22 protein-coding genes are annotated in these 22,358 nt (G+C 44.1%); 9 read left to right on the top strand and 13 right to left on the bottom strand.

The genetic code is table 11. The features are described 5' to 3' along the window. Positions 1-60: 60 nt before the first annotated feature. Positions 61-1,455, bottom strand: a complete 1,395-nt coding sequence (gene secD, locus OSCIL6407_RS0107055) for a protein translocase subunit SecD (protein ID WP_007356382.1) — start codon at positions 1,453-1,455, stop codon at positions 61-63. Positions 1,456-1,705: 250 nt separating this feature from the next. Continuing rightward, entirely contained in the window at positions 1,706-2,689 is a 984-nt protein-coding gene (locus tag OSCIL6407_RS0107050; RefSeq protein WP_019487052.1) for an alpha-ketoacid dehydrogenase subunit beta, read from the bottom strand. 320 nt (positions 2,690-3,009) lie between these two features. On the opposite strand from OSCIL6407_RS0107050, the gene OSCIL6407_RS0107045 reads away from it, so the two are divergent. Continuing rightward, the gene (locus OSCIL6407_RS0107045) at positions 3,010-3,615 is read left to right on the top strand and encodes a pentapeptide repeat-containing protein (protein WP_007356381.1); all 606 of its coding nucleotides are present in this window, start codon (positions 3,010-3,012) and stop codon (positions 3,613-3,615) included. 188 nt (positions 3,616-3,803) lie between these two features. Here the strand turns inward: OSCIL6407_RS0107045 and OSCIL6407_RS36475 are convergent, their stop codons facing one another. The 3 genes from OSCIL6407_RS36475 to OSCIL6407_RS0107030 all read right to left on the bottom strand — a co-directional run bounded on the left by OSCIL6407_RS36475 (position 3,804) and on the right by OSCIL6407_RS0107030 (position 6,070). Further along, entirely contained in the window at positions 3,804-3,998 is a 195-nt protein-coding gene (locus OSCIL6407_RS36475) for a hypothetical protein (RefSeq protein WP_234709933.1), read from the bottom strand. Positions 3,999-4,104: 106 nt separating this feature from the next. Continuing rightward, a complete protein-coding gene (locus OSCIL6407_RS0107035; protein ID WP_019487051.1) occupies positions 4,105-5,295 on the bottom strand; it encodes a hypothetical protein in 1,191 nt (396 codons plus the stop codon). A 451-nt stretch (positions 5,296-5,746) separates the two neighbouring features. Next, on the bottom strand, positions 5,747-6,070 hold the full coding sequence (locus OSCIL6407_RS0107030; RefSeq protein WP_007356377.1) for a DUF1830 domain-containing protein: 324 nt from the start codon (positions 6,068-6,070) through the stop codon (positions 5,747-5,749). 324 nt (positions 6,071-6,394) lie between these two features. On the opposite strand from OSCIL6407_RS0107030, the gene OSCIL6407_RS0107025 reads away from it, so the two are divergent. From OSCIL6407_RS0107025 to OSCIL6407_RS0107015, 3 genes are all read left to right on the top strand, one after another. After that, complete coding sequence (locus tag OSCIL6407_RS0107025) at positions 6,395-7,570, top strand: PAS domain S-box protein (RefSeq protein WP_007356376.1); 1,176 nt, start codon at positions 6,395-6,397, stop codon at positions 7,568-7,570. A 146-nt stretch (positions 7,571-7,716) separates the two neighbouring features. Beyond that, positions 7,717-7,959, top strand: coding sequence for a ChaB family protein (locus tag OSCIL6407_RS0107020; protein ID WP_007356375.1), 243 nt, complete (start codon positions 7,717-7,719; stop codon positions 7,957-7,959). Positions 7,960-8,359: 400 nt separating this feature from the next. After that, positions 8,360-9,079: a class I SAM-dependent methyltransferase gene (locus OSCIL6407_RS0107015; RefSeq protein WP_007356374.1), complete on the top strand. Its 720-nt coding sequence runs from the start codon at positions 8,360-8,362 to the stop codon at positions 9,077-9,079. Positions 9,080-9,190: 111 nt separating this feature from the next. Here OSCIL6407_RS0107015 and OSCIL6407_RS0107010 read toward each other — a convergent pair whose 3' ends face one another. Both OSCIL6407_RS0107010 and OSCIL6407_RS0107005 read right to left on the bottom strand, forming a co-directional pair. Beyond that, positions 9,191-10,288 (bottom strand): iron-containing redox enzyme family protein, encoded by a 1,098-nt coding sequence (locus OSCIL6407_RS0107010; RefSeq protein ID WP_007356373.1) that lies wholly within the window; start codon positions 10,286-10,288, stop codon positions 9,191-9,193. 232 nt (positions 10,289-10,520) lie between these two features. After that, positions 10,521-12,302 (bottom strand): AAA-like domain-containing protein, encoded by a 1,782-nt coding sequence (locus tag OSCIL6407_RS0107005; RefSeq protein ID WP_019487049.1) that lies wholly within the window; start codon positions 12,300-12,302, stop codon positions 10,521-10,523. 166 nt (positions 12,303-12,468) lie between these two features. Between OSCIL6407_RS0107005 and OSCIL6407_RS0107000 the strand changes: the two genes are divergently transcribed. Together OSCIL6407_RS0107000 and OSCIL6407_RS0106995 are read left to right on the top strand one after the other, a co-directional pair. Continuing rightward, a complete protein-coding gene (locus OSCIL6407_RS0107000; RefSeq protein ID WP_007356371.1) occupies positions 12,469-13,014 on the top strand; it encodes an NfeD family protein in 546 nt (181 codons plus the stop codon). 60 nt (positions 13,015-13,074) lie between these two features. Next, positions 13,075-13,635, top strand: coding sequence for an SPFH domain-containing protein (locus OSCIL6407_RS0106995; protein ID WP_007356370.1), 561 nt, complete (start codon positions 13,075-13,077; stop codon positions 13,633-13,635). 75 nt (positions 13,636-13,710) lie between these two features. On the opposite strand, the gene OSCIL6407_RS0106990 is transcribed toward OSCIL6407_RS0106995, so the two are convergent. Both OSCIL6407_RS0106990 and OSCIL6407_RS0106985 read right to left on the bottom strand, forming a co-directional pair. Continuing rightward, a complete protein-coding gene (locus OSCIL6407_RS0106990; RefSeq protein WP_007356369.1) occupies positions 13,711-13,998 on the bottom strand; it encodes a hypothetical protein in 288 nt (95 codons plus the stop codon). 13 nt (positions 13,999-14,011) lie between these two features. Then, complete coding sequence (locus OSCIL6407_RS0106985; protein WP_007356368.1) at positions 14,012-14,398, bottom strand: DUF6883 domain-containing protein; 387 nt, start codon at positions 14,396-14,398, stop codon at positions 14,012-14,014. Between the two features lie 182 nt (positions 14,399-14,580). Between OSCIL6407_RS0106985 and OSCIL6407_RS0106980 the strand changes: the two genes are divergently transcribed. From OSCIL6407_RS0106980 to OSCIL6407_RS0106970, 3 genes are all read left to right on the top strand, one after another. After that, positions 14,581-15,075: a type IV pilin-like G/H family protein gene (locus OSCIL6407_RS0106980; protein ID WP_007356367.1), complete on the top strand. Its 495-nt coding sequence runs from the start codon at positions 14,581-14,583 to the stop codon at positions 15,073-15,075. Positions 15,076-15,212: 137 nt separating this feature from the next. Continuing rightward, a complete protein-coding gene (locus tag OSCIL6407_RS0106975) occupies positions 15,213-16,628 on the top strand; it encodes a B12-binding domain-containing radical SAM protein (RefSeq protein WP_007356366.1) in 1,416 nt (471 codons plus the stop codon). A gap of 96 nt (positions 16,629-16,724) precedes the next feature. After that, positions 16,725-17,801, top strand: a complete 1,077-nt coding sequence (locus OSCIL6407_RS0106970) for a potassium channel family protein (RefSeq protein WP_007356365.1) — start codon at positions 16,725-16,727, stop codon at positions 17,799-17,801. A gap of 297 nt (positions 17,802-18,098) precedes the next feature. On the opposite strand, the gene OSCIL6407_RS0106965 is transcribed toward OSCIL6407_RS0106970, so the two are convergent. The 4 genes from OSCIL6407_RS0106965 to OSCIL6407_RS0106950 form a co-directional block, all read right to left on the bottom strand. Beyond that, the gene (locus OSCIL6407_RS0106965; protein WP_007356364.1) at positions 18,099-18,629 is read right to left on the bottom strand and encodes a hypothetical protein; all 531 of its coding nucleotides are present in this window, start codon (positions 18,627-18,629) and stop codon (positions 18,099-18,101) included. A 220-nt stretch (positions 18,630-18,849) separates the two neighbouring features. Beyond that, positions 18,850-20,235, bottom strand: coding sequence for a hypothetical protein (locus tag OSCIL6407_RS0106960; protein ID WP_234708768.1), 1,386 nt, complete (start codon positions 20,233-20,235; stop codon positions 18,850-18,852). Between the two features lie 262 nt (positions 20,236-20,497). After that, complete coding sequence (gene murQ / locus OSCIL6407_RS0106955; RefSeq protein WP_007356362.1) at positions 20,498-21,421, bottom strand: N-acetylmuramic acid 6-phosphate etherase; 924 nt, start codon at positions 21,419-21,421, stop codon at positions 20,498-20,500. 198 nt (positions 21,422-21,619) lie between these two features. Next, positions 21,620-21,982: a DUF3110 domain-containing protein gene (locus OSCIL6407_RS0106950; RefSeq protein WP_019487048.1), complete on the bottom strand. Its 363-nt coding sequence runs from the start codon at positions 21,980-21,982 to the stop codon at positions 21,620-21,622. Positions 21,983-22,358 lie beyond the last annotated feature (376 nt).

Raw genomic sequence — 22,358 nt, 5'->3', positions numbered from 1 at the left:
ATTGTTAACGGTTAACGGTTAACTGTTAACGGTTAACGGTTAACTGTTAACGGTTAACAATTAAGATATTGCCTTTGGTAAATTAGGACAAAACCATTGAGGTTTCCGTAACTCAGGAAAACTTAATACTACTAACAGCAAAGTACGGCTACAAGTAATCGCTGTAAACATACTCATTGCTACACCTAATGCCAAAGTTAGCGCAAAACCTTTGACTAAACCCGAACCCAGCCAGAAAAGGGCAGCACAGGCAATCACAGTTGTTACATTGCCATCTAAAATACTAGAAAAAGCCCGATAAAAACCAGATTCTACAGAGCGATACAAAGTTTTACCAGCCCGCAATTCTTCCCGCGTGCGCTCAAAAATTAGCACGTTAGCATCAACAGCCATGCCAATACTGAGGATAAAACCAGCAATTCCTGGTAGCGTTAAAGTCACACCTAAAAGCACAAAACAAGCCCAAGTTAGCAGCGAATAAATTAAGAGCGATACATCTGCAATTACTCCTGGCAGTCGATAGTAAGCGATCATAAATATCAATACTAATGTTAAACCACCAAGACCTGCATAAATACTGCTTTGAATGCTATCGCGACCTAAAGTAGCGCCAACAGTGCGGTTCTCAATAATTTCTACTGGAACTGGTAAAGCACCGCCGCGTAATTGTACTGCTAAATCGTTAGCTTCTTGAACTGTAAAGCTGCCTGTAATTTCTACATTGCCACCGGTGATGCCACTCTCTGCAAATTGAACTCCCACAGTAGGAGAACTAAGCAGGTTTTCGTCTAAATAAATACCAAGAGTTCGTCCCGTACCCGCCAGATTTTTAGTCATTTGAGCAAATAGTTCTCCACCGGGTGGATCGAAGCGGAGAACTACTTTCCAATTGTTACCGCCCTGTGTCGGTTCAGCTTGGGCATCTTTGAGGTTTTTCCCATTGAGTCCAGTAACTTTATAGAGTTGGGCAATTGCCTCATTACTCCTCTTCAAAGCTGCCTGATTTTCTTCGATTGCAGCTTGATTCCCACTATTTTTTAACTCTACCTGCTTCGCTAACAATTCTGCCTGCACTTGCCTCTCAATTCCTAACTGTGCTTCAGTTCCAGGCAACTGTTCCCGAAAATCTAACTGTGCAGTCCCGCCCAAAACCCGCTCAGCTTGTTGGGGGTCGCTGACTCCTGGTAGCTGTACGAGAATTTGGTCTTCTCCTACTGTTTGTACAACGGCTTCGGATACCCCTAAACCATTAACGCGATTTTCGACAATCCGCTGCACATCCTCTAACATTTGCTGCTCAATTTTAGGGATTTCCGGGGTCGTTTTCACCTGAATTGTAAGTTGCGACCCTCCTTGTAAATCTAATCCAAGCCTTGGCGGAACTTTTACCACTACAGTAATTGCTGCCAGAACTAAAACTAAGATTAGAGCTAATAATGAACGCTGTTTTTGCATAACGTAACCCGGATCAACAAATGATTATTATATCGTTATTTTGTGATTGTCTTAGGGCATTGCTAATTGCTAATTGCTAATTGCTAATTGCTAATTGCTAATTGCTAATTGCTAATTGCTAATTGCTAATTGCTAATCGCTAATTGCTAATTGCTAATTGCTAATCGCTAATTGCCGAGCTTTTACAGTTAACAGTTAACCGTTAACCGTTAACCGTTAACCGTTAACAATTAACAATGCCTTTTGAACCTTAAACTCGCAGAGCGACCATTTTTTGGACTGCCTCGACAATTTGGGGCGGCTGGACGATCGTTAGTCTTTCCAATGTACCATTGTAAGGTGTGGGAATATCTTGGGAAGACAGGCGTAATACAGGAGCATCCAGTTCATCAAATAGGCGATCGCTAATCGAAGCAATTAATTCCGCACCTATCCCACCAGTTTTCATGCACTCCTCAACAATAATTACCTTGTGAGTTTTGCGAACTGAAGCCCCGATAGTTTCCATATCCAGGGGTTTAAGGGAAATTAAATCGATCACTTCTGGATCGTAACCTTCTTTGACCAGTGTCGGCACTGCTTGCATGACGTGATGCCGCATCCGCGAATAAGTCAGGATAGTAACATCCTTGCCAGTTCGCACAATTTCTGCTTTATCTAGCGGGACTAGGTATTCTTCCTCTGGCAAGTCTTCTTTCAAGTTGTAGAGGAGAACGTGCTCGAAGAAGAGTACGGGGTTATCGTCGCGGATAGCAGACTTTAGCAACCCTTTAGCATTATAAGCCGTAGAGGCGGCGACGATTTTTAGACCTGGTACTGCTTGGAAATAAGCTTCTAAACGCTGGGAGTGCTCAGCGCCGAGTTGCCTTCCCACCCCCCCTGGCCCGCGAATTACCATCGGCATTTTAAAGTTACCGCCGGAAGTATAGCGTAGCATTCCGGCATTATTGGCAATTTGGTTAAAGGCTAGCAGCAAAAAGCCCATGTTCATGCCTTCGATGATTGGTCGCAGTCCCGTCATTGCCGCGCCTACAGCCATGCCTGTAAAGCTATTTTCAGCGATGGGGGTATCGAGTACCCTCAGATCGCCATATTTTTTGTAGAGGTCTTTGGTCACTTTGTAGGAACCGCCATAGTGTCCTACGTCTTCGCCGAGTACGAATACGGCGGAGTCGCGGGCCATTTCTTCGTCAATGGCGGCGCGGAGGGCATTGAAGAATAAGGTTTCTGCCATCGGACTGTGTGATTGAGGTGGGTCAGACTAGCATATTACCTTTTTGGGGTGTAGTTAAGGTATGCGATCGCACCATTAACTAGGGGCTAGGGGCTAGGGGCTAGGGACTAGGGGAAGAAGGGAATATAATCAAGGGGTTCAGCAATACTGCTAATGGCTAATGGCTAATTTGCTAATTGCTAATTGCTAATTGCTAATTGCTAATTGCTAATTGCTAATCGAAAATTTCTCCCCTGCTCCTCTGCTCCCCCGCTCCTCTGCTCCTCTGCTCCTCTGCTCCCCCGCTCCCCCATCTTCCCCATCCTCTTTCTGCGATCGCTATGACTCAAGCCCGCAATCTCAATTTTTCTAATCAAGACTTGCGAAACCGCTCTTTTAAAGGTCTCGATCTCGCGGGTGCAGATTTTAGCGGTTCCGACATTCGCGGCTGTAATTTCACGGAGGCGATTTTAAGGGGAGCCAATTTTCAGGCGGCCAGGTGTGGAGAAAGCCGCAGGCGAGTAGGTACTCTGATTGCTCGTGCTGGTGGTGTGGCGATCGCAGTTACAATTGCAGGTGCTTTTGTGGGATTTGTGGCGGGTGCTGAAGCGGGATCTGCTGCTCTTACTGCTACAGGGGCGGTTGCGATCGCGATTACTAAAGTTGAAGCAGGGATTGTGGCGGGTGCGATCGCTGGTGCTGCGGCTGTTATCGGTTGTAACGGTATTATCGCATTTTTGGGCGGAGATAGTCTCAAGGGAATCTTATTATTTTTAGCATCTGGAATAATTTTGGGGTTAGCTACGATCGTGTTTTTTCAGACCGTCGCTGAAGTTGAAAGTTTGAGCAAAACCTCTTTTAAAGGAGCCGATCTAACTAATGCTAATTTTGATGAGGCGATGATTGAAGATACTGATTTTTCGGTGGCAATAGGTTGGCGGCTATAGTTATTGATTTCTAACCCATTTCTTTTCGACTAATCCCTACAAAAGCGAACTCTCTCCCTATAATATTTGCACTGCTGAGCATCGATCGCGGCCACTCATCAAAAACTAAAAAATTACTCAAATTGCTGGGTAACTTATGGAAACTCAAACGCGATGCCTCTTCTCTTAGTAAAATCCATAAATCTTACCTACCGTACAAACAAAAATCGTTCGCAGTTCCCGCTCATCAAAAAATGATGAACCAGGAACCGCGAACACTGTAATTCAATGCCCCTAAAAGATGGGTTGGCAATATTAGCACGGGAATTAATTTGTACCAATCCGGGAGTGCTGAGCAAGGAAGCAAAACCAGCAATTCCTACAAAGCTAGCTAACTTTTTCAACAAATTTGTGCGGTGTAGTACATTTATCGTCTTCTCAAGCTTTAAATTTTCCACAAAATTGCGATCGCAGTCTTTCTCGCTCGCACTAAGTACACTCTGCCGATAATTAGCGCTGAATCACAGTGTGACGAGATTTGCGAAACAGATTAACCAAACCAAATAAACCTAATACACCCACCCATCCCAAATTATTATGGCGATCGCGCGTTAAACTCCGATCGGCTGTAGCGCCGTAGGGTGTTGCAGTAGTGTTGGTAGTCGTGCCACCAGTTGTACTCGTGCCACCAGTCGTACCGCCACTGGGGGTTGTAGTAGTGGTAGTGGTACTCTCAGTCGTGGTAGTGCCGGAAGTAGTACCCCCAGTTTTTACTGCTGTGCCGCTAGTCGTGCCACCTGTCGCTGCACCCCTAGCGCCGCCAGTTGTACCTGTGCCTGTGCCTGTAGTACCCGTACCTGTACCCAAACCAGAGCTACCGCCAGTAGTACCCGTGCCTGTGCCGGTGCCATTAGTACCCGTACCCGTACCCGTACCTAAACCAGAGCTGCCGCCAGTAGTACCTGTACCCGTGCCATTAGTACCCGTGCCTGTGCCTGTGCCTAAACCAGAGCTACCGCCAGTAGTACCTGTACCCGTGCCATTAGTACCCGTACCCGTGCCTGTGCCTAAACCAGAGCTGCCGCCAGTAGTACCTGTACCTGTACCCGTACCCGTGCCATTAATACCCGTACCCGTGCCTGTGCCTGTGCCTGTGCCTGTACCCGTGCCTAAACCAGAGCTGCCGCCAGTAGTACCTGTACCCGTGCCATTAGTACCCGTACCTGTGCCAGTAGTACCCGTGCCTGTGCCAGTAGTACCCGTGCCTGTGCCATTAGTACCCGTGCCTGTGCCAGTAGTGCCTGTGCCAGTAGTGCCTGTGCCAGTAGTACCTGTACCAGTGGTGCCTGTACCAGTGGTGCCTGTACCAGTGGTGCCTGTACCAGTGGTGCCTGTACCAGTAGTGCCTGTACCAGTGGTGTCCGTGCCTGTACCAGTAGTGCCGGGATTGGTGGTAGTGCCAGTACCTCCACCTGTGCCGTTGCCAGTGGTTCCTGTACCGCCAGTTGCGCCTGTACCTGTACCTGTACCGCCAGTTGCGCCTGTACCTGTACCTGTGCCGCCAGTTGCGCCTGTACCTGTACCTGTGCCGCCAGCTCCAGATTGGGCAGAAGCAGGCAGAGCGAAGGATACGCTTGCTAAACTCAGAGTGCAAGCACCAGCCAAAACAAATTTGTACAAACTAAAAGATTTCATGGTCATGGTTGCTTTGCTTTTGTAAAGTCCTGCGATCGCTTTTATCTTCAAAAACCACAGAGTCAACTTAATAGTCTTAGCCTATGACTTACGCTCTAGGTTCGCCAATCATCTTGAGGAGTATTTTAATAAAATAGGTCTTGCATAATGTTGAGTCTTCTATTCATTTTGTCGTGAAATTACGCGAATGCCAGTTAACTCGCGCCTGCTCTTAAACTCTTAAGTTAAGTTTTCACTATTTTATTCCGCAAAAGCTTAAAATCCAGTTATATCTTCAGCGAATAATATAAAACAATTAGATCCCCTTATCTCATCTCTTAAGATTAGCTTATTCCTTCTCAAGATAGAGGTAAAGTCAAAGATATAAGTTTAATTTGATGATAATATTCTCATTCTCTTGCCACTGACCGTGATGGTTAAAAGTTAAATTCAACAGTTCATAGCTGCCCTTATCTCGCTATGAACTGGGAACTTTTTCTATTCGATTGGAGGGCATATTTTCTAGGCAAACATTTAATCCTTCATCAACCTGAATGGCAGCACACTGAATTTTTTGGGTGATAGTTGTAGCAGTGAGGTTGGCAGTAGAAATTTCGATGAAAGCCTCTGGCAAGGCTTCAAACAAAAGCCGCTGTCCGGGGAAAACAACGCGCTCTAAGCTTGGTTCTGCCATATCCGCCATCCTAATAATTTGAATAAACCTAGTTCCATTAGTGTAAAAGCATAGAATTTTAGTGGCGGAATTTTCCAAACTTAAGGCTTCTATTTTTTGCGACATCATAGCAATTTACCTGTTGTATGCTCAAACAAAAAATTAATTAAAAAACACAGGGATATTCGATATCTTCGCGATGCTCATCAGAGCGGCTGCATTTTTGCTTTTGTCATTAGTATTTAGGAGGAAATAGGTGGGAGATAATAACCAGCAAAATCATATCAATATTAGTGAAAAACTAATATCTGTCAAAAGGAATGACCAAATATGAAAGATGTGTGTATTTGTGGCTACAGACTATTGTTTCTATCAATTTTTCAATTAGCTACGAGTTCACAACTATAAATTTTGTAGTTTTAGATTATTAACATGCAGGGTATGAGGAGTGACATGAATTTAGATTTATTTGTCCGGCAGATAGAGACAATGTACGGACGTTTGAGTGAGCTCTATCAAGGTGCTTCCGCACCTTCTGTGCAGATGCCACAAATGCTGCCTGGAGTTTTCAAAGAACTAGGTACGGCCTCGGAAAAATTGCAACTGGCAGCAGTAGAATTACTCCAGCAGAATGAGGAACTAATAGACTCAAAGACGCTACTGGAAGCAGAACGCCAGCGCTACCTAGATCTGTTCGAGTTTGCTCCCGACGCTTACTTAGTGACTGATACAGAAGGGATAATCCAGGAAGCTAACCGCGCGGCGACTGTGCTGTTAAATATTCCCCAGCACTACCTAATCGGGAAACCCCTGGCGGTTTTCGTCCCGGAAGCGGAGCGCCTTCACTTTCGTCGGGAGCTAAATTTGCTCAAAGGGCGCGATCGCGTGTTGGAGTGGGGCATCCGCCTGCAACCCCGCAACGGCGAAGTTTTTGATGCTGCTCTCACCCTGGGATCGGTTCGTAACTGCGAAGGCCAAGTGGTGGGTCTGCGTGTCTGCGTGCGCGACATCACTGAGCGTAAGCGGGCGGAAGCTGCTTTAGAAAATAATGATTACGATCCCATAGACGATCGCCCCGTGCATACTTATGCTAGAGGCGAGATGATTCCGCTGATTCCCCAAACCATTTGGCTAGTCTGTGAGGGATTGGTGAAATTAAGTACCCTTGCTGACAATGGGGAAGAGGTGATTGTGGGATTTGCTGGCCATTCCACGCCCTTTGGCTCTAGCATGACATCGCTACAAGTATATCAAGCGACCGCGCTTTCAGAGGTGCAATTAGTGTGTATTGCGATCGCTGAGCTGGGGATATCGCCCCGGCTAGCGGAGACACTTTTACCTAAAATTAACCAGCGGTTGCGGCAAACAGAAATTCTCTTAGCAATTGCTGGACAGCGGCGCGTTAAAGATCGTTTATCTCGCTTGCTGTTGCTGTTGAAACAGGAAATCGGTCAACTAGAGGCGGGGGAAACTCGCCTGAGCGTGCGACTGACTCATGAGGAACTGGCGGCGGCTTGTTGCACTACGAGGGTGACGATTACGCGAGAACTTAATAAGTTATTGCAGGAAGGGAAGATTGCTTTAGATAGCGATCGCCACATTATTCTTAAAAATGGAGCTTTCTCGTAAATTTGTATTGGTCTTTACTTAAGACTTTACTAGGAAATCAACTCTGAGAAATAGGGTGCGATCCCCAAGAATATTCATTCAGAAAGAGGAAGGTTATACCGCAGGCTTTTAAGCTATTTTATAGCTTGAATAATAGGAGACTTTATATGCCAGAACAACAACTCGATTCTTTACCTTCAGAAGCTAGAGAATTACCCCAAGGAGCTCAGCAAATTTTTCAGGCTGCTTTTAAGAGTGCTAGTGAAGATGGGATGAGCGAAGAAGCTGCAACTCGCGTGGCTTGGAACAGTGTAAATAGCGAATACATTAAAGGTGATGATGGCAGTTGGCAGCACAAGCCAGATGAACCCAACCAGACTCGTAAATCGGTACAGTCTGGCGGTAACTAATTAAATAGGGGCTAGGGGCTAGGGGCTAGGGACTAGGGGAAGAAAGGGAAGAAGGGGAAGAAGGGGAAGCGGGGAAGGAAGGGAATAGAATCAGGGAGTTTGGTGGGACTCAGAACGTTTTAACTACTAAGAAGGTTGCTATACAGCACTTTCCAGGTAAGTGAAGTATATAGAAACCGGGTTTCTTATGCAAAAACCGATTTCTGGCAGGAATCAGAGAAGAAACCTGGTTTCTGGGGTGTACTTCATAAACCTGGAAAGTGCTGTATGTAGCTAGTGGGGAAGTTAGGGATATCCTCAATGATCTTCCAACAAAATGAAGAAATAACTCTCACGATAGAGGAATTACTGGTTTTATAACTGTTAATTTAGTTACAGTTAATTAAGGTACTAAGGTTATATGCTCAGTTCATCTCAAGCTTTAAAACGAGTTTTTTACTGCCCAGAAGAATCGAATTTTTATTCACAATGTTTAGAAAGCTTAGTATTTAATGATTATCCTGAGAATGATGAGGTTGTGGTTGAATTTGGAGCGGGAGATGGTAGTCCAGTTATTAAGTCTTTATTGACAACGAGCTTTGAGGGGACAATACATGGATTTGAATTGAATTATCTAGCGGCGAATATTGCTCGCGCCCAAATTCAAGAATATGAACTCAGCGATAAGTATATCATCCACAATTCTAGTTTTTTTACTTCGGATCTACCTAAAGGCGGTTATTTAATCTCAAACCCGCCTTATCTTCCGGCTGAAGATGATAAGATTTATCAACCTCTACTACATGGAGGTAGAGATGGCTCTAGAATTGCGAGGCAGCTTTTATCTCTAGGCTATGAAAATGTGTTGTTGATGGTTTCTAGCTACTCTCATCCAGTGGGGTTGATTGAGTATGCTTTAGAGGAAGGCTACAATGTTGCTAATTTTATGGTTTCACCGATGAGTTTTGGCTATTACAGTTCGGAATTGAAGGTGAGAAATACGATCGCTGCTTTGCGAGAGAAGGAAATGGCTTTTTATTCTCCTAACATCTATCTACTGGCGGGTGTTTTGTTTAGGAAGCAGCATAAATTCGGTACTGATTTGTCGAAGGAGTTAATTCAGTTGATGACTTGTCTCTAAGTGTTTGCTGAATTAAAGGAGCAATTGAATCAGTGAAGACGTGAAGACTTGTGCGGGTTGAGAGAAAGAGGGTAATTATGCCGATTTGGTGTAATTACCCTCTAAAAATTATTAACGCTCGGCTTGCTGGATCGATCGCACTACGGCTGCACCTGCGCGATCGCCCTGAAGTTTTTCTTGGTCGTATCCAAGCACGAGTTCCCAAGCGTCTTGGGGGTATTTTTCGGCTAGCGGTAAAGCGACATCATCTAACATCCAGCGACCGTGACGTTCATCTTCTCTGATGTGTAGTTCCCAGTAACCCATTGCGCCGTCTGAGAGTTGCAAACGCTGGGCGGCGGCGAGATAATTTCTGTAGGCGGCGGGCCCGGCTACCTCGAAGTAGGTAAGACCGCCGCTGTAGCGCAGGAAGTAGCGCTTGCGTTCTGTGAGTAGGAAGTTGTGGTTGATGCTGGCGAGGACTTCCCAGGGTACTAGGTCAAAATAGGCTTCTGGTTCTGTGTGCATCCCCAATTCGGAGAGCATTTGGGCGAAGTAGGTGGAGTGTTTGCGAGGGAAGCGGCCGCCGCCATATTCTTCGATGAGTACGCGGGTGAGGGTTGATTGGACTTCGTTACCTGCGCCGCCGAGGATGCGGGAGAGGCGGCTGGCTTCTACTAGGCCGTCGAAGGAGGCGATCGCGAGTAGGTGGCGATATCCAGCTTCGCTCATTTGTTCGCGTAGGTAGCGATCGCTTGCCGATAAGGGTGGGTTGACATCAGCGGCGCAGCGATCGCTGAGTGCTTGCTTGATATCGGGCAATGCTTGCAGTGCAGGTACGGCAATTTGGGCGAGTTCCCATTCTTGCCAAGGTGATTCGATGCGATCGCGCACTTGCCTTAAGTAGTGCGATCGCTCGTTGGTGTAGTGGCGCAAGTCGTCGTACCAAAAAAATTTAAGTCTGTTGATGCGGTAAAGCGATCGCATCAGGAAGCGGTGAGCGCGATCGTCGCCGGATGGTTGTTTGTAAGCAGCTTGGATTGCCTGCGCGATCGCGCTTTCAAAGTTGCTAGCTAGTGAAGGTTGCGCTATTACTTTCTCATCTAGATCCTCTGTATCGAGCAAGTTGACGAATTGCTGCTCAGCTTCTTCATAATTTACAGCTTGAATGGGTGTTTTTGAGAGAGTCTGGGAGTCAGCTTTTCGGAATATATCTATGGTAGTGTGCATGGAGTCAATTCACTCTAATTGTACTTTTAGCCAACTTAGCAACCGTTGCAGTTTGCTAAGAATTTGGCTGCTTATCTTAAAGATAGCTAGTCAGCAAAAAAAGAACACCTTTCAATTGATAGATATTTTTATGACCCAATAATGACGGAGCGGATACTTACTCTAACGGGACTTACGCACCCAACCAAAGAAACCTGTTGTTTTCTCGAACTCACCTCGATTACGATCGTTTTTAAGTTAAGCGATCGCGAAAATATTCTTGATATAACTTACACCTGGGACTACAATCATTACCATCAATTTTTACCAATCCCATACTATTTAATTTAAAAGCTAAATCTGAGCGCAATCGTACTGCACTAGCAGCCGTTACAACGGCTCTCATTCCCTCCAACAATTCCGAATATTTATTTAAATTCCACAAATGCCGCCGCAGATGATCGCTATAAATTCCCGACTCGCTTGGGGCATCTTTCACCAACTTCTCTAAAGTCACATCTTGACGGGCAATATAATACATTGCTAGACGCAATAAATAAGGATGACCTCCTACTAAACTCATCAATTTTTCAACTTCAAATTTATTCCAATCTAAACCATGCCTCCTCGTCAATTCTTGCACTTGCTGCGAATCAAACTCTGGCAATTCAATCGGCAAACCGACATTAAATGGAGATTTATTCACATCTAAAGGAATGTAAACTTCCGTTGAATGCACTACTACCAACCGAAAATTTTTCCAGATATCGCGCCGCTTTGCTTCTTCGTGTAAAGCTCGCAGTAATCCAAAGAAATCATCAGCAATTTCGGGAAATTCAAAAACGCGATCGACTTCATCTAAACCTAAAGTTAGAGGTGTTGATGTTTCTGCAAGTAAACACTGTTCAAAGTAGGCTTTGCAGCACTGGTTGCTACCAATAATATCTGCTAATTGCCAGTGCTTAACTAACCGATCTAGCAGACCTAACTCTTGACTAAGACAACCACAAAACCATTGCAAAAATGTATTTGAATTTGCGAAAATTCTCTTATTAGCTAACTGAAAACTTAGAGAAAACGTCCGAGAACCTTCTTGCTCCGCTTGATATAAAATCCTTGACATTAAAGAAGTTTTACCCATTTGTCTAGGTGCTTTGATGCGGATTAATGCTCCTGGCTGGCTAATAGTTTCATAACAGCGCAATTCAATCGGATAACGATCGATATAAAAGCTAGAATTTAGTGCTACCTGTCCTGCTGGTAATTCTGGTATTAATATTGATAATGGTTGCAAGCAAGGTAATTTTTTATTAGGCGTAACGGCTAAGTTAGGCTTTGCTAAAAAACTCCTATTTACGGCTAATTCATGGTCAGCACTTAGAGAAGTTCGACCCTGTGCGATCGCGATCGCTATTTCCGAGGCTAACTTTGAGCTATCGTCCGCGCAGCGCCACTTCCAAGGCTGAATCCCTTCTAAATAACTTAACAAATCCAGCGATCGCCCATTGGGGTAAAAGTCAACACAAATCGGTAAAATTGCTGGTTTTTGGGGAGTTAAATGATGCAATTCCAGAACTAGCTGTACCTGTGCTAACATCATTTCACCGATCGCAGATTCTTCCGAAAGCAGCAACAGCAAGTAATCAGAAAGCTTTAAATAGGACTCTAGATCGGCGTTTTTGCTAGTTAAAAACACTTCATGACCCGCTGCGATCAATGCTGATTGCAACTGCTGAGCAAGGCTGTTGTTGTCCGCAGAATGCGCGATCGCAACTTTTGCCTTTTTTCGCCGCGTCTCCTCTGGCTGAGAATTATCCTCTAAATCAGCAATATTGCGCCATTCCTGCGCCAAAACCCGGCAAATTTCCGCAAAATTGGCATAATCTACAGGTTTACCATTCAAAAAATTACTGACAGTAGACTGGGCTATCCCTAAGTCCTCAGCAAGAATTTTCTGGCTAGGAAAGCCATTTCTGAGAAGGGCAGATTTAACTGCGGAAATGCACTGTTGTCGCACCCTTAGCGATCGTGGCATTGGTTATTTACGGTCAAGACACTGCAACCATCTTAAATATCAATTATCCCTAAAGTCGATGAAAAGTCAATGAATTCTCAAACAACTCAGTCACGAACTCAGCTATCAGACGGATTTGATAGGAAATAACAGAGAAAGTTGAGCAGTTAATAGGAGGTGAAGCATTGTGTACTCTACTTTAATCTGGTCGCTAGCAGCAGCAACTAATCAACCAGTATTCACAATCACGCCGCCCATCTTGTGGTTACTTATCGGAGTGACACTGGCTCTAATTGAGCTATTGATCGTCAAAACACAGCCACAAAAACACAGGTTTTATGTGCTAATGATGGGATCTTCCGCTCTAATTGAAGCCTTTATTTTATGGAGAGGATCGATAGCATTTCAGTTTAGTTGGGTGGACGTAATGTATGAAGATTTTGACTGGCAGATTATGTATTGGATGGGCATAGCTCTTCCCCTAACTGTCTGGGTTAGACCAGTCTTTATTATTCGCAAAAAATTTGTCATTCCCGAAGCAACCGAAGCCACAACAATCTCAGAAATTTTGGCAGGAGAAACCGGAATGGTGATTTATGAAGGTGCTTCTTGGAAAGCCCGGAATGAAGATTCTCAAGGAACAATTGCACCCCGCCAAAAAGTTTATGTTTTGCGACGGGAAGGTAACACGCTGATTGTTGTACCAGAAAAATTCATTCACATCAGCAATTAACAGTTTACAGAAAACTCAATTCATTTCACGTCTACCTTACAATTTACCAGGAGATTCATCATGTATCAGTATTTTTTGATGGTGTTATTTGCTATCACCGGTGTATCCTTAACTAGCAGTGTCAAGATTGTCCGCCAAGGTGATGAAGCTTTAGTTGAAATTTTTGGAAAATATGATGGTAAGAAACTCGATCCAGGTTTGACATTTTTGATTCCCTTTATTGAGCAAGTCGCTTATAAAGAAACCCTTCGCGAACAAATTTTAAACCTACAACCGCAACAATGCACGACCAAAGATCGAGTTTCCGTCACTGTTGAATTTATTGTCTATTGGCGAATAATTGACTTAGAAAAAGCTTCCTATAAGGTGCAAAATCTTAAAGAAGCAATGCTAAATATGTTGATTCTTTCAATTCGGACGCACATTGCGAAATTAGCTGTGGAGGAACTTTACACGGCTCGTAATGAGATCAATAATGCTTTAGTGGAAGAGTTAGATACAACAACTGACCCTTGGGGCGTTAAGTTTACGAGAGTGGAATTACGCGATTTTTACATAGGCAGTAAGGCGATTCAGGCGACATCCCTTGAGCGCAAAGAGGTACAAAAGGCGCGAGTTTAGGGATTAGTTGAAGTTAAGGCGATCGTGTTATTAGGAAAGATGCGATCGCTTTAATTCTAAACTTGTCCACAGTATTTACACTTTCAATCTGGTCGGAATTAACGATAATATTTTCATTCGCGCCTCTACTTCTGCGGGCAGGTGAATAATTACCTCAAATTGTTCAGGCTCAAGAATAATATTTATGTAGGCAAAACCTCCTACAAACTTTTCATTAGGAATGGCAAGGTCTACCGCGTAAACTTCTGGATCTTCATAACATTCGACTATGCCCCCTACCGTTCCTTTTGGAATGAGAAAGTCAGAAGATTCATCAGGAATTTCAATTAATGTTTGAATTTGGTCATAGATTTTTGCTTTCATTGTTTTACTCCTATTAAATGTAAACTTCAACCCAATTTGTGATTAGCTTTGGGATATCTCTACCACGATCTATTTGCCAGCTAGTAAAAAGGTTTCCTTCTACTTTATTTGGCCCTTGAATCCTCACTCGTACCTCAAACCGAATACCGTGCGGACTCATTCGAGTCTGAGTCGCTGGTGCGGATTCAAGACCAATACGCAATTGGTTAATTACATCTTCTGCTGCCACCTTACGGCTTTGTGGATTTTCTACATTATATCCAAGCAAGACAAAACCTCTCCATTTGCCTTGATTGGAGGGGTGATCCGGCTTCATTGAGTATTCTTCAAACTTACGAGGGTCAATTTCAGCTTCTTTGGCATTAGGTAATGGATCGCTTGGGTTCCAATTTTGATACATATATTACATATATCTCATCGTAGCTGATTTTACTACAAGATATGGATCTGGTGTAGAAAAGCGATCGCATATTCATCATAGCGAGATCATCTTGCATATCCCCTTAGCTTTCAGAAATAGAACTCTGTAGCAAACACTATTCAATTAAATTAATCAAATCATCAATTTAAGGAGATAAAACTATGACTAGAAACTCAGAATCAACTAATGCAGGGTGCGGATGCTTTTTACTTTTAATGTTGATTGGGGCAATTGGCGCGATCGCTTACCCATTATTTTTTGCTTGTCGTTCTAACAAAAGTCCCTCCTCGGAAGCAAAACAGTATGTTGGCTCAATGAACCGAGCGCAGCAAGCACATTTTGCAGAAAAAAGTGCTTTTGCCTCTTCTGTTGATGCTTTAGGACTTGGCATTAAAACGGAGACCACAAATTACAAGTATTCAGTTCGTGCAACTAAGAAGGCTGCTTTTAATTATGGAATCTCCAAAAAACGGGAGCTTAAGAATTATATTGGGGGTGCTTTTTTAATATCAACCAAGCCCTATCAGGAGAATGTAATAACAACAATATCCATCCTGTGTAGCACTGACAAGCCCGGTATAATTACACCCCTACCTCCCAGACTTGAAAATGGTAAATTAGTTTGCGGAACTGGAACAACATCCATGACAAAATAAAGTTTTATTTAATCCTAAAATCGCTATCTTAAATAATTGTTAAAATCCCCTGCGATTCCTGCGTTTCCTCTAACCATCAGCTATCATTAGCTAAAGCCACAACTTAATTCAATTATCGTCATCAAAGGAGCTAACAAATGAAAGTGAAAATGATTTTGCCAGCCCTCACTGAAGCCCTCAGCCCCCACTGGCGACCAATTAAATATTCCCTATTTCCACCCTTGGGATTAGCCACAATTGCCAGCTTTTTCAGTGAAGATGACAAAATCGAACTCCAAGACGAGCACGTTGAACCTTTAAACCTAGATGACGAACCAGACTTAGTAGTAATTCAAGTCTACATTACCTCTGCTTACCGCGCCTACGAATTAGCCGATTACTATCGCCAAAAAGGTGCTTATATCGCCCTCGGCGGCCTCCATGTCACCTCCCTCCCAGAAGAAGCCGCCGCCCATGCTGACACCATATTTCTCGGCCCTGGCAAAGATACTTGGCCGCAGTTTCTTAAAGATTGGCATTTAGGCAAACCAGAAAAAGTTTATGCCTCTAGAAATCGCACTTTAATTGGAGTCCCCCCAATCCGCCGCGATTTAATCAAAAGGCAACTATATTTAGTCCCCAATTCCATCGTTGTATCGCGTGGTTGTCCCCATCACTGCGATTTTTGCTACAAAGAATCCTTCTTCAAAGGTGGCAAATCTTTCTACACTCAAACAGTGGATCATGCCTTAGCTGAAATTGAAAGATTGCCAGGAAAACACCTATTTTTTCTTGACGATCACTTGTTTGGAGATGTCCGTTTTGCCAGTGCCTTATTCGATGGTTTAAAAGGGATGGGGCGAGTGTGGCAAGCTGCGGGAACAGTCCATGCAATTTTGCAGCCAGACTTGTTAGAGAAAGCTGTAGAAAGTGGCTTGCGAAGTTTATTTGTCGGTTTTGAAACTCTTAATTCTGTCAATCTAAGAGAACAGCACAAATATCATAACTTAAATCGGGATTATAGTGCTGCAATCCGGCGTTTACATGATATGGGTGTGATGATTAATGGCAGTTTTGTTTTCGGCATGGACGAAGATGATGAAACTGTGTTTGATACTACTGTAGAATGGGCGGTAAATAATGGGATAGAAACTGCCACATTTCACATTTTAACGCCATACCCCGGTACAGACTTATATCAGCGAATGGATGCTGAAAAGCGGATCGATCATCACAATTGGGATTTGTACGATACTCGCAATGTTGTATTTAAACCTAAGAAAATGACCCCAGAAGTTTTAGAATCTGGTTACTGGCGGGCCTATCGAGATTTCTATCGGTGGAGTTCGATTTTTCAAGGAGTTGCCACTAAAAATACTTGGAATCATCGAATGCGGCATTTACTTTATGCAGGCGGTTGGAAAAAATTTGAGCCTCTGTGGGATTTAATTATTCGGGCGGAACAAATAGCCAAAATACAGCCGATGTTGGAAACTATTCTCAGCGGATTTAAGAAAAATCCAAGTTTGGAAAGCCAAACTGCTCAAAAATCAATTCCTGAGTTAGTTCATTAACTGCTATAAAAAAGGGGGGATATCAAAAGCCCCCTTGTGCTTTTTAAGAGTTGGGGGATATCTTCTGCGTAAATCCTAAAATAATCAACTAAATCGGTGTACTCCACGCTAGAGCAAAAATACCAACGTCTGCAAAAAGAATTAGTTGGCGGTGCGATCGCCCTTGGCGGCATTTTCTGCATCGGCACGCTTTGGTATAGCCTGATTGAAGGGTGGCCGCCCCTCGATGCCGCTTACATGACAGTATTTACTCTAGCCACCGTAGGTTATGGCGAAATTCACCCCCTTGGTTCGCGCGGGCGGATGTTCACCATCTACCTAATTTTAATGGGTGTTGTCACCATCGGTTACATCGTCAACCGCTTTACAGAAGCCCTAATTCAAGGTTACTTTCAAGAAGGAGCTAGGCTGAGGCAACAACGGCGCTTGGTAGATTCATTAGTTGGACATTACATTCTCTGCGGTTTTGGGCGCATGGGCCGCCAAATTGCCTTAGAGTTCAAAGCAGAAGGCATCCCTTTTGTCGTCGTAGACTCTGACCCAAATTCCATCCAAGATGCCCTCTTGTCAGGCTATAAAGCGATTCAAGGGGACGCGACTCTTGACGATACCCTGTTAAATGTAGGAATTAAACGGGGAGTTTGTATCGTATCGGCATTACCCTCGGATGCCGAAAATCTTTATGCAGTTTTATCCGCAAAAACCCTCAACCCGAATGTACGCGCGATCGCGCGGGCGACAACAGAAGAAGCAGTGCAAAAGTTACAGCGGGGTGGTGCAGATGCCGTGATTTCACCTTACATCACGGGCGGCAAAAGGATGGCCGCTGCTGCTTTACGCCCTCAAGTAATGGACTTTGTGGATGGAATTTTGACGGGAACCGATCGCTCTTTTTACATGGAAGAATTTCTGGTCGATCCCGACAGTTGCCCCTATTCGGGGCAAACCCTCAGAGATGCTAAACTGCGATCGCAATCAGGAGCATTAGTATTAGCAATTCGCCGCGATGACGGCACATTAATCGCAGGCCCCACCGCCGACACCACCATTGCAGGTGGAGATATGCTGATTTGCATGGGAACTGCTGAACAATTGCGGGAACTTAATAAAATTCTTAGTCCCCTTAAATCCCCTTTTCCCAGACCTCCTAAACAAACACCTCTTGGAGGGTAATTGGTAATTGCTAATTGGTAATTGGTAATTGGTAATTGCTAATTGGTAATTGCTAATTGCTAATTGCTACTTGCTACTTGCTAATGGTATAAAGAAACCGGGTTTCTAGGAAATATTAACATTCTCAACTAGAGATATACAAAGAAACCCAGGTATAAAGAAACCGGGTTTCTATGAGAAATTAACGTTATTCACTAACTAGGTATCTACAAAGAAACCCGGTTTCTGTTCGTGTTTCTGGCCTTGACGTGCGTAATTCCAACTAATAACCAACAACCAACAACTAACAATCAACAATTAACAACTAACAACTAAATCTGTAACTTGGCGAGAAGAAGTAGACCAACTCATCAAAAAAATCGTCATTTGTGGGCCGCTTAGCATTTTTTCATTAGCAACAATAGACTGAAACTTTTCAGAACTCAATCCCCAAACCTTACATTCAAAACTAGCATTAACTCGCTTACCTCCTTGGCGAATCGCCGCCCATTTGCAGTCAGGCATAATGTTCTCTAAAAATGCTTCCGCTTCCTGCTTTGAAGCAAATCCGAAATAATCTACCCAGCGCACTCCATCGGCGGCCAGTGAGAAAATCCGACTGCTAATTCTTAGTGGCAACCAATTTGCCGTTTGAGGACAAGCTGATAACATTTGCTTCCAAGCATCGATTACCAGACACAGTTCGCTCTTATTTAACGCTTTCCATTTCTTCGGCGTTCCTAGAATTTTGGCAATCACAGGTTCGCAAAAAACCTCTGCTTTCTGGGATTTTTGGATCTGAGCCATTGTCTTAAGTAATTGCTCTTTTGTTGTTGGCGTTTTAGACATAGTTCTTACCGCCTTTGCCTGCTTTATAGAACCATTATAACTCTTATTGATTTATTCGTCAAGTCACTGCTCAAAGGAACTTTTTAATATACCCTGGCGATTGGAAATCGCGGCTATACAAACCAAGTCCGCCTACGCGGACTCAAGAGGTATTGATTCGTGATTTCTTGATTAAGTAGTAATATCTATGATAGCAATCAATTAAGTAAAGCTTTAAAGTCTAGTCAAAAGAAGGATCTGTATACCATTTCTTCATGTTTTCGTACCATTGCAATGCTTGCTTGTATTCCTCAACTAACTCAAGGGAAGCTCCTTCTTTTTGGTAATCTAAGCACGAATCATTGGGCTGAAATTCACAACTAACGTAATAGCCTCTCGGTAAAGTCTTCCAATATGTTGCTTCCCAAGGTTCTAGGACATTCCAATTTTCTGTTCCTGGGATATGTTCATACATGAAAATCAAATGCTCTAAAGCCAGCAATTGCTCTATGATTTCTCGCTGAGTACCGAAAAATCCTTCTTCATAAGGAAACTGCCCAAGAAAATTTACAATGGAAAATTTATTCCAATCAGGATGAGCCATTGCTTCCCATCTAGCACCACCTTGAGGAGTTAAATAGTAGGAAGCTAGAAGTCTCCCATCTAAGTGATCTTGAATCCCGGCCATTGTTAAGATAACATCTGAATTTCCATCAGTGTGATACTCGTCATATTCATCAGCAAATACCGTTGCTTTAATGTCCCCTCTCTGAAACAAGGAATCCGCTGCAAGGGCTGTTTCAGCATGAGATAAGTCCTTTGAGGACGCAACATTTCTTAGTCCGTAGTAGTTGAATATTACAGCAAACTCAAGAATCAAGTATTCGACTTTTGGATTCGGAGTTTCTGCTAATGTTGCGTAAGAGTTTAGCTCTTCATCTCCAAACAATTTTGATGGGTTTGTATCTAATTCTGGCTCTGTATACCAATCCAACATTTCCGGGTTCCACCGCTTCGCTTGTCGATCTTGTTCGATACATTCTTGAGGTGTGTTTGAGTCGATGCAACTTTCAAAATTTTGATACTTATAAGTAACTTTATAAGCTTTGGGTAAAGTTTTCCAGTACGTTGGTTTCCAAAATTCTATATCTTCCCAAACTTCTGTACCGTCAATGATAGTGCAGTTGAACAAATGTTCTGTTATGCTCAGGCATTCTTCTATTAACTCCTTATTTTGTGAAATTATTGCTGATTCTAAGAACTCGTCCATATCGTCAACAGGATTTGAATAACCTTTCAAATATTTATTCCAATCAGCATGACATACAGTTTCCCACAAGGCTCCCCCTTGAGGAGTTAAGTAGTAATAAGCGTTGAGTTTTCCGTCCAAGTGTGCCTGAATCTGAGACCGGTTTAAAGTAATATCTTTAATAGTTCTTTCATCTGTCTCTGGAAATATAGCTTCATCTGGAAATATAGCCTTGATGTAACCTTTCTGAAATAAGTGAGTAGCTGCTACAGCCACCTCAAATTGAGAGAGTCTAAAGTCCGATGCTATATTTCTGAGGGTTTCATTATGTTTTATAACCGAAGAAAGAATCAGATACTCTATTCTATGGATAGTCATATTGATAAAGTAGTAAGGCGATCGCTGCGGCTTGACGATATTTCTCTTACTCCCATCAGACGATCGCAGCGCCCAGCCTACAAGAATTTGTCCTAACGGTTAAGAGTTAACCGTTATGGCAACCGCCAAGGCATTTAAGACACTCTAAGCTCCTGAAACTCCCTACATTCTATTCCCTTCTTTCCCTAGTCTCTAGCCATTTTTTTCCCTTTTTCCCCAGCCCCTCTTTTCCCCTTCTTCCCTAGCCCCTAGCCCCTAGCCCCTAGCCCCTAGTTAGAACAATTCCCGCAACAGCCGCCCGTAAATTACCCTGATATTCTGCCAAAACCCGATCGCACTCTTCCTTGTCCAAACCAGTCCAGTGCATCATCAAAGCCAACTTCACAGACTTATTGCTTTTCTCCAATAAAAAACCAGCCTCATCCCGGCTCAAATCCGTCAAATCTTGCAAAATCCGCACAGCGCGATCGCGCAACTTCTTATTAGTCACCGCCACATCAACCATGCGATTTCCGTACACCTTCCCCAACTTCACCATCACCCCAGTCGAAAGAATATTCAGTGCCATTTTCGTCACAGTACCCGCCTTCAGCCGCGTCGAACCCGCCACTACCTCCGGGCCCACCAACAGGCGAATATCAACATCAGCCTCAGCATCCACTTGTTCAGCAGGCACGCAAGCCATAAAAATAGTCTTAGCCCCGCGTTGGCGGGCGGCTTGTAAAGCACCTGTCACAAACGGCGTTGTCCCCCCAGCGGTAATTCCCACAACCACATCCAAAGCAGTAACATGACGGTGAGCGATCGCCTCCGCCCCGTCATGGGCCCGATCCTCCAAATCCTCCGAGCTCCGCACCAAAGCCCCCGCACCCCCTGCAATAATCCCCTGTACCAACTCCGGCGGCGTACAAAAAGTGGGGGGACATTCAGCCGCATCCAAAACCCCCAAACGCCCAGAAGTTCCCGCACCCACATAAAACAGTCGCCCCCCTTGACGCAAAGCCGCAGAGGTGATATCAATTGCTATTGCCAAAGGTTGACGAGCAGATGCGATCGCCGCCAAAGTTTGAGCATCCTCACGATTAAACAGATCGACCAACTCCAGAGAGGTCAATTGGTCTAAATTTTCACTATTGGCATTCACCTGTTCCGTCAACAAATGCCCACGTTCATCCAAATTTTTCATCTTTCAATTAACCTCATGTTTCATTTCTGATTGTGGGCAAGTGTTTGGAAGCAGACGGGTAGCGGGGAAGAGAGGGGCTAGGGCTAGGGGCTAGGGGCTAGGGGCTAGGGGCTAGGGGCTAGGGAAAGAAGGAGAACAAGGGAATAATTTACTGCATTTTCCTTCTTCCTTCTTCCTTCTTCCTTCTTCCTTCTTCCTTCATAAAAGTCCTTCTAGCCGGCGACGAATAGCGTCAAGTTCGTTGATGGGCATTTCCGAATCCTTATTCTCTCCCTCCTGCCAGTCAGTCTGTTCTACATTACTTTCGGGTGGAATAGCCAGAGCCCCCGCCGGGATCAGCTCCCAGTCATAATCAACACTATCGCAAAACTCCTTGATCTCTTCATCTTCGAGCGATTCCACCACAGGCGTAGGGAAATCCTGAGCCTCCAACATCACACCAAAGCGCTCAGCGTCGTCTTCCGACTCAAACATCAGCACCTTATTGCGATCGCCGATTTGTATAGTATGGATTCCCTCATTCTCCGTTCGAGCATTAAACAGTAAGACGAACACTCGCATAAGTTTCTTACATCCTCAGTTACCACCGTTTTTTATATTAAAGGCGATCGGCAATAATTGATGGGGAGAGCGGAAAAGAGCGATCGCGTCTTTATTGAAAAAAATCATACCTATGTTGAGTTTGTTGAAGGCGTTAGTCTGTGTTTAGATTGAGTTTGGTCAAGGTTCCTCGACTGAACCTGACTTTGTAAAGGAGTGTCTATATCTTAAGTAAACAGAGTGAAGACACTCATAGCAAATGCCAAGCTCGTTAGGACGTTCTGATTTCCTGAAACCCTTAATGCTATTCTCTTCTTTCCCTAGCCCCTAGCCCCTAGTCCCTAGCCCCTTCTTCCCCTAGCCCTGAGCATCGTAGTCCCTAGCCCCTTCTTCCCCT

This window comes from Kamptonema formosum PCC 6407 (genome assembly GCF_000332155.1).
Taxonomy (GTDB): Bacteria; Cyanobacteriota; Cyanobacteriia; order Cyanobacteriales; family Microcoleaceae; genus Kamptonema; species Kamptonema formosum.
This window is presented reverse-complemented; position numbering and strand designations above follow the sequence as displayed.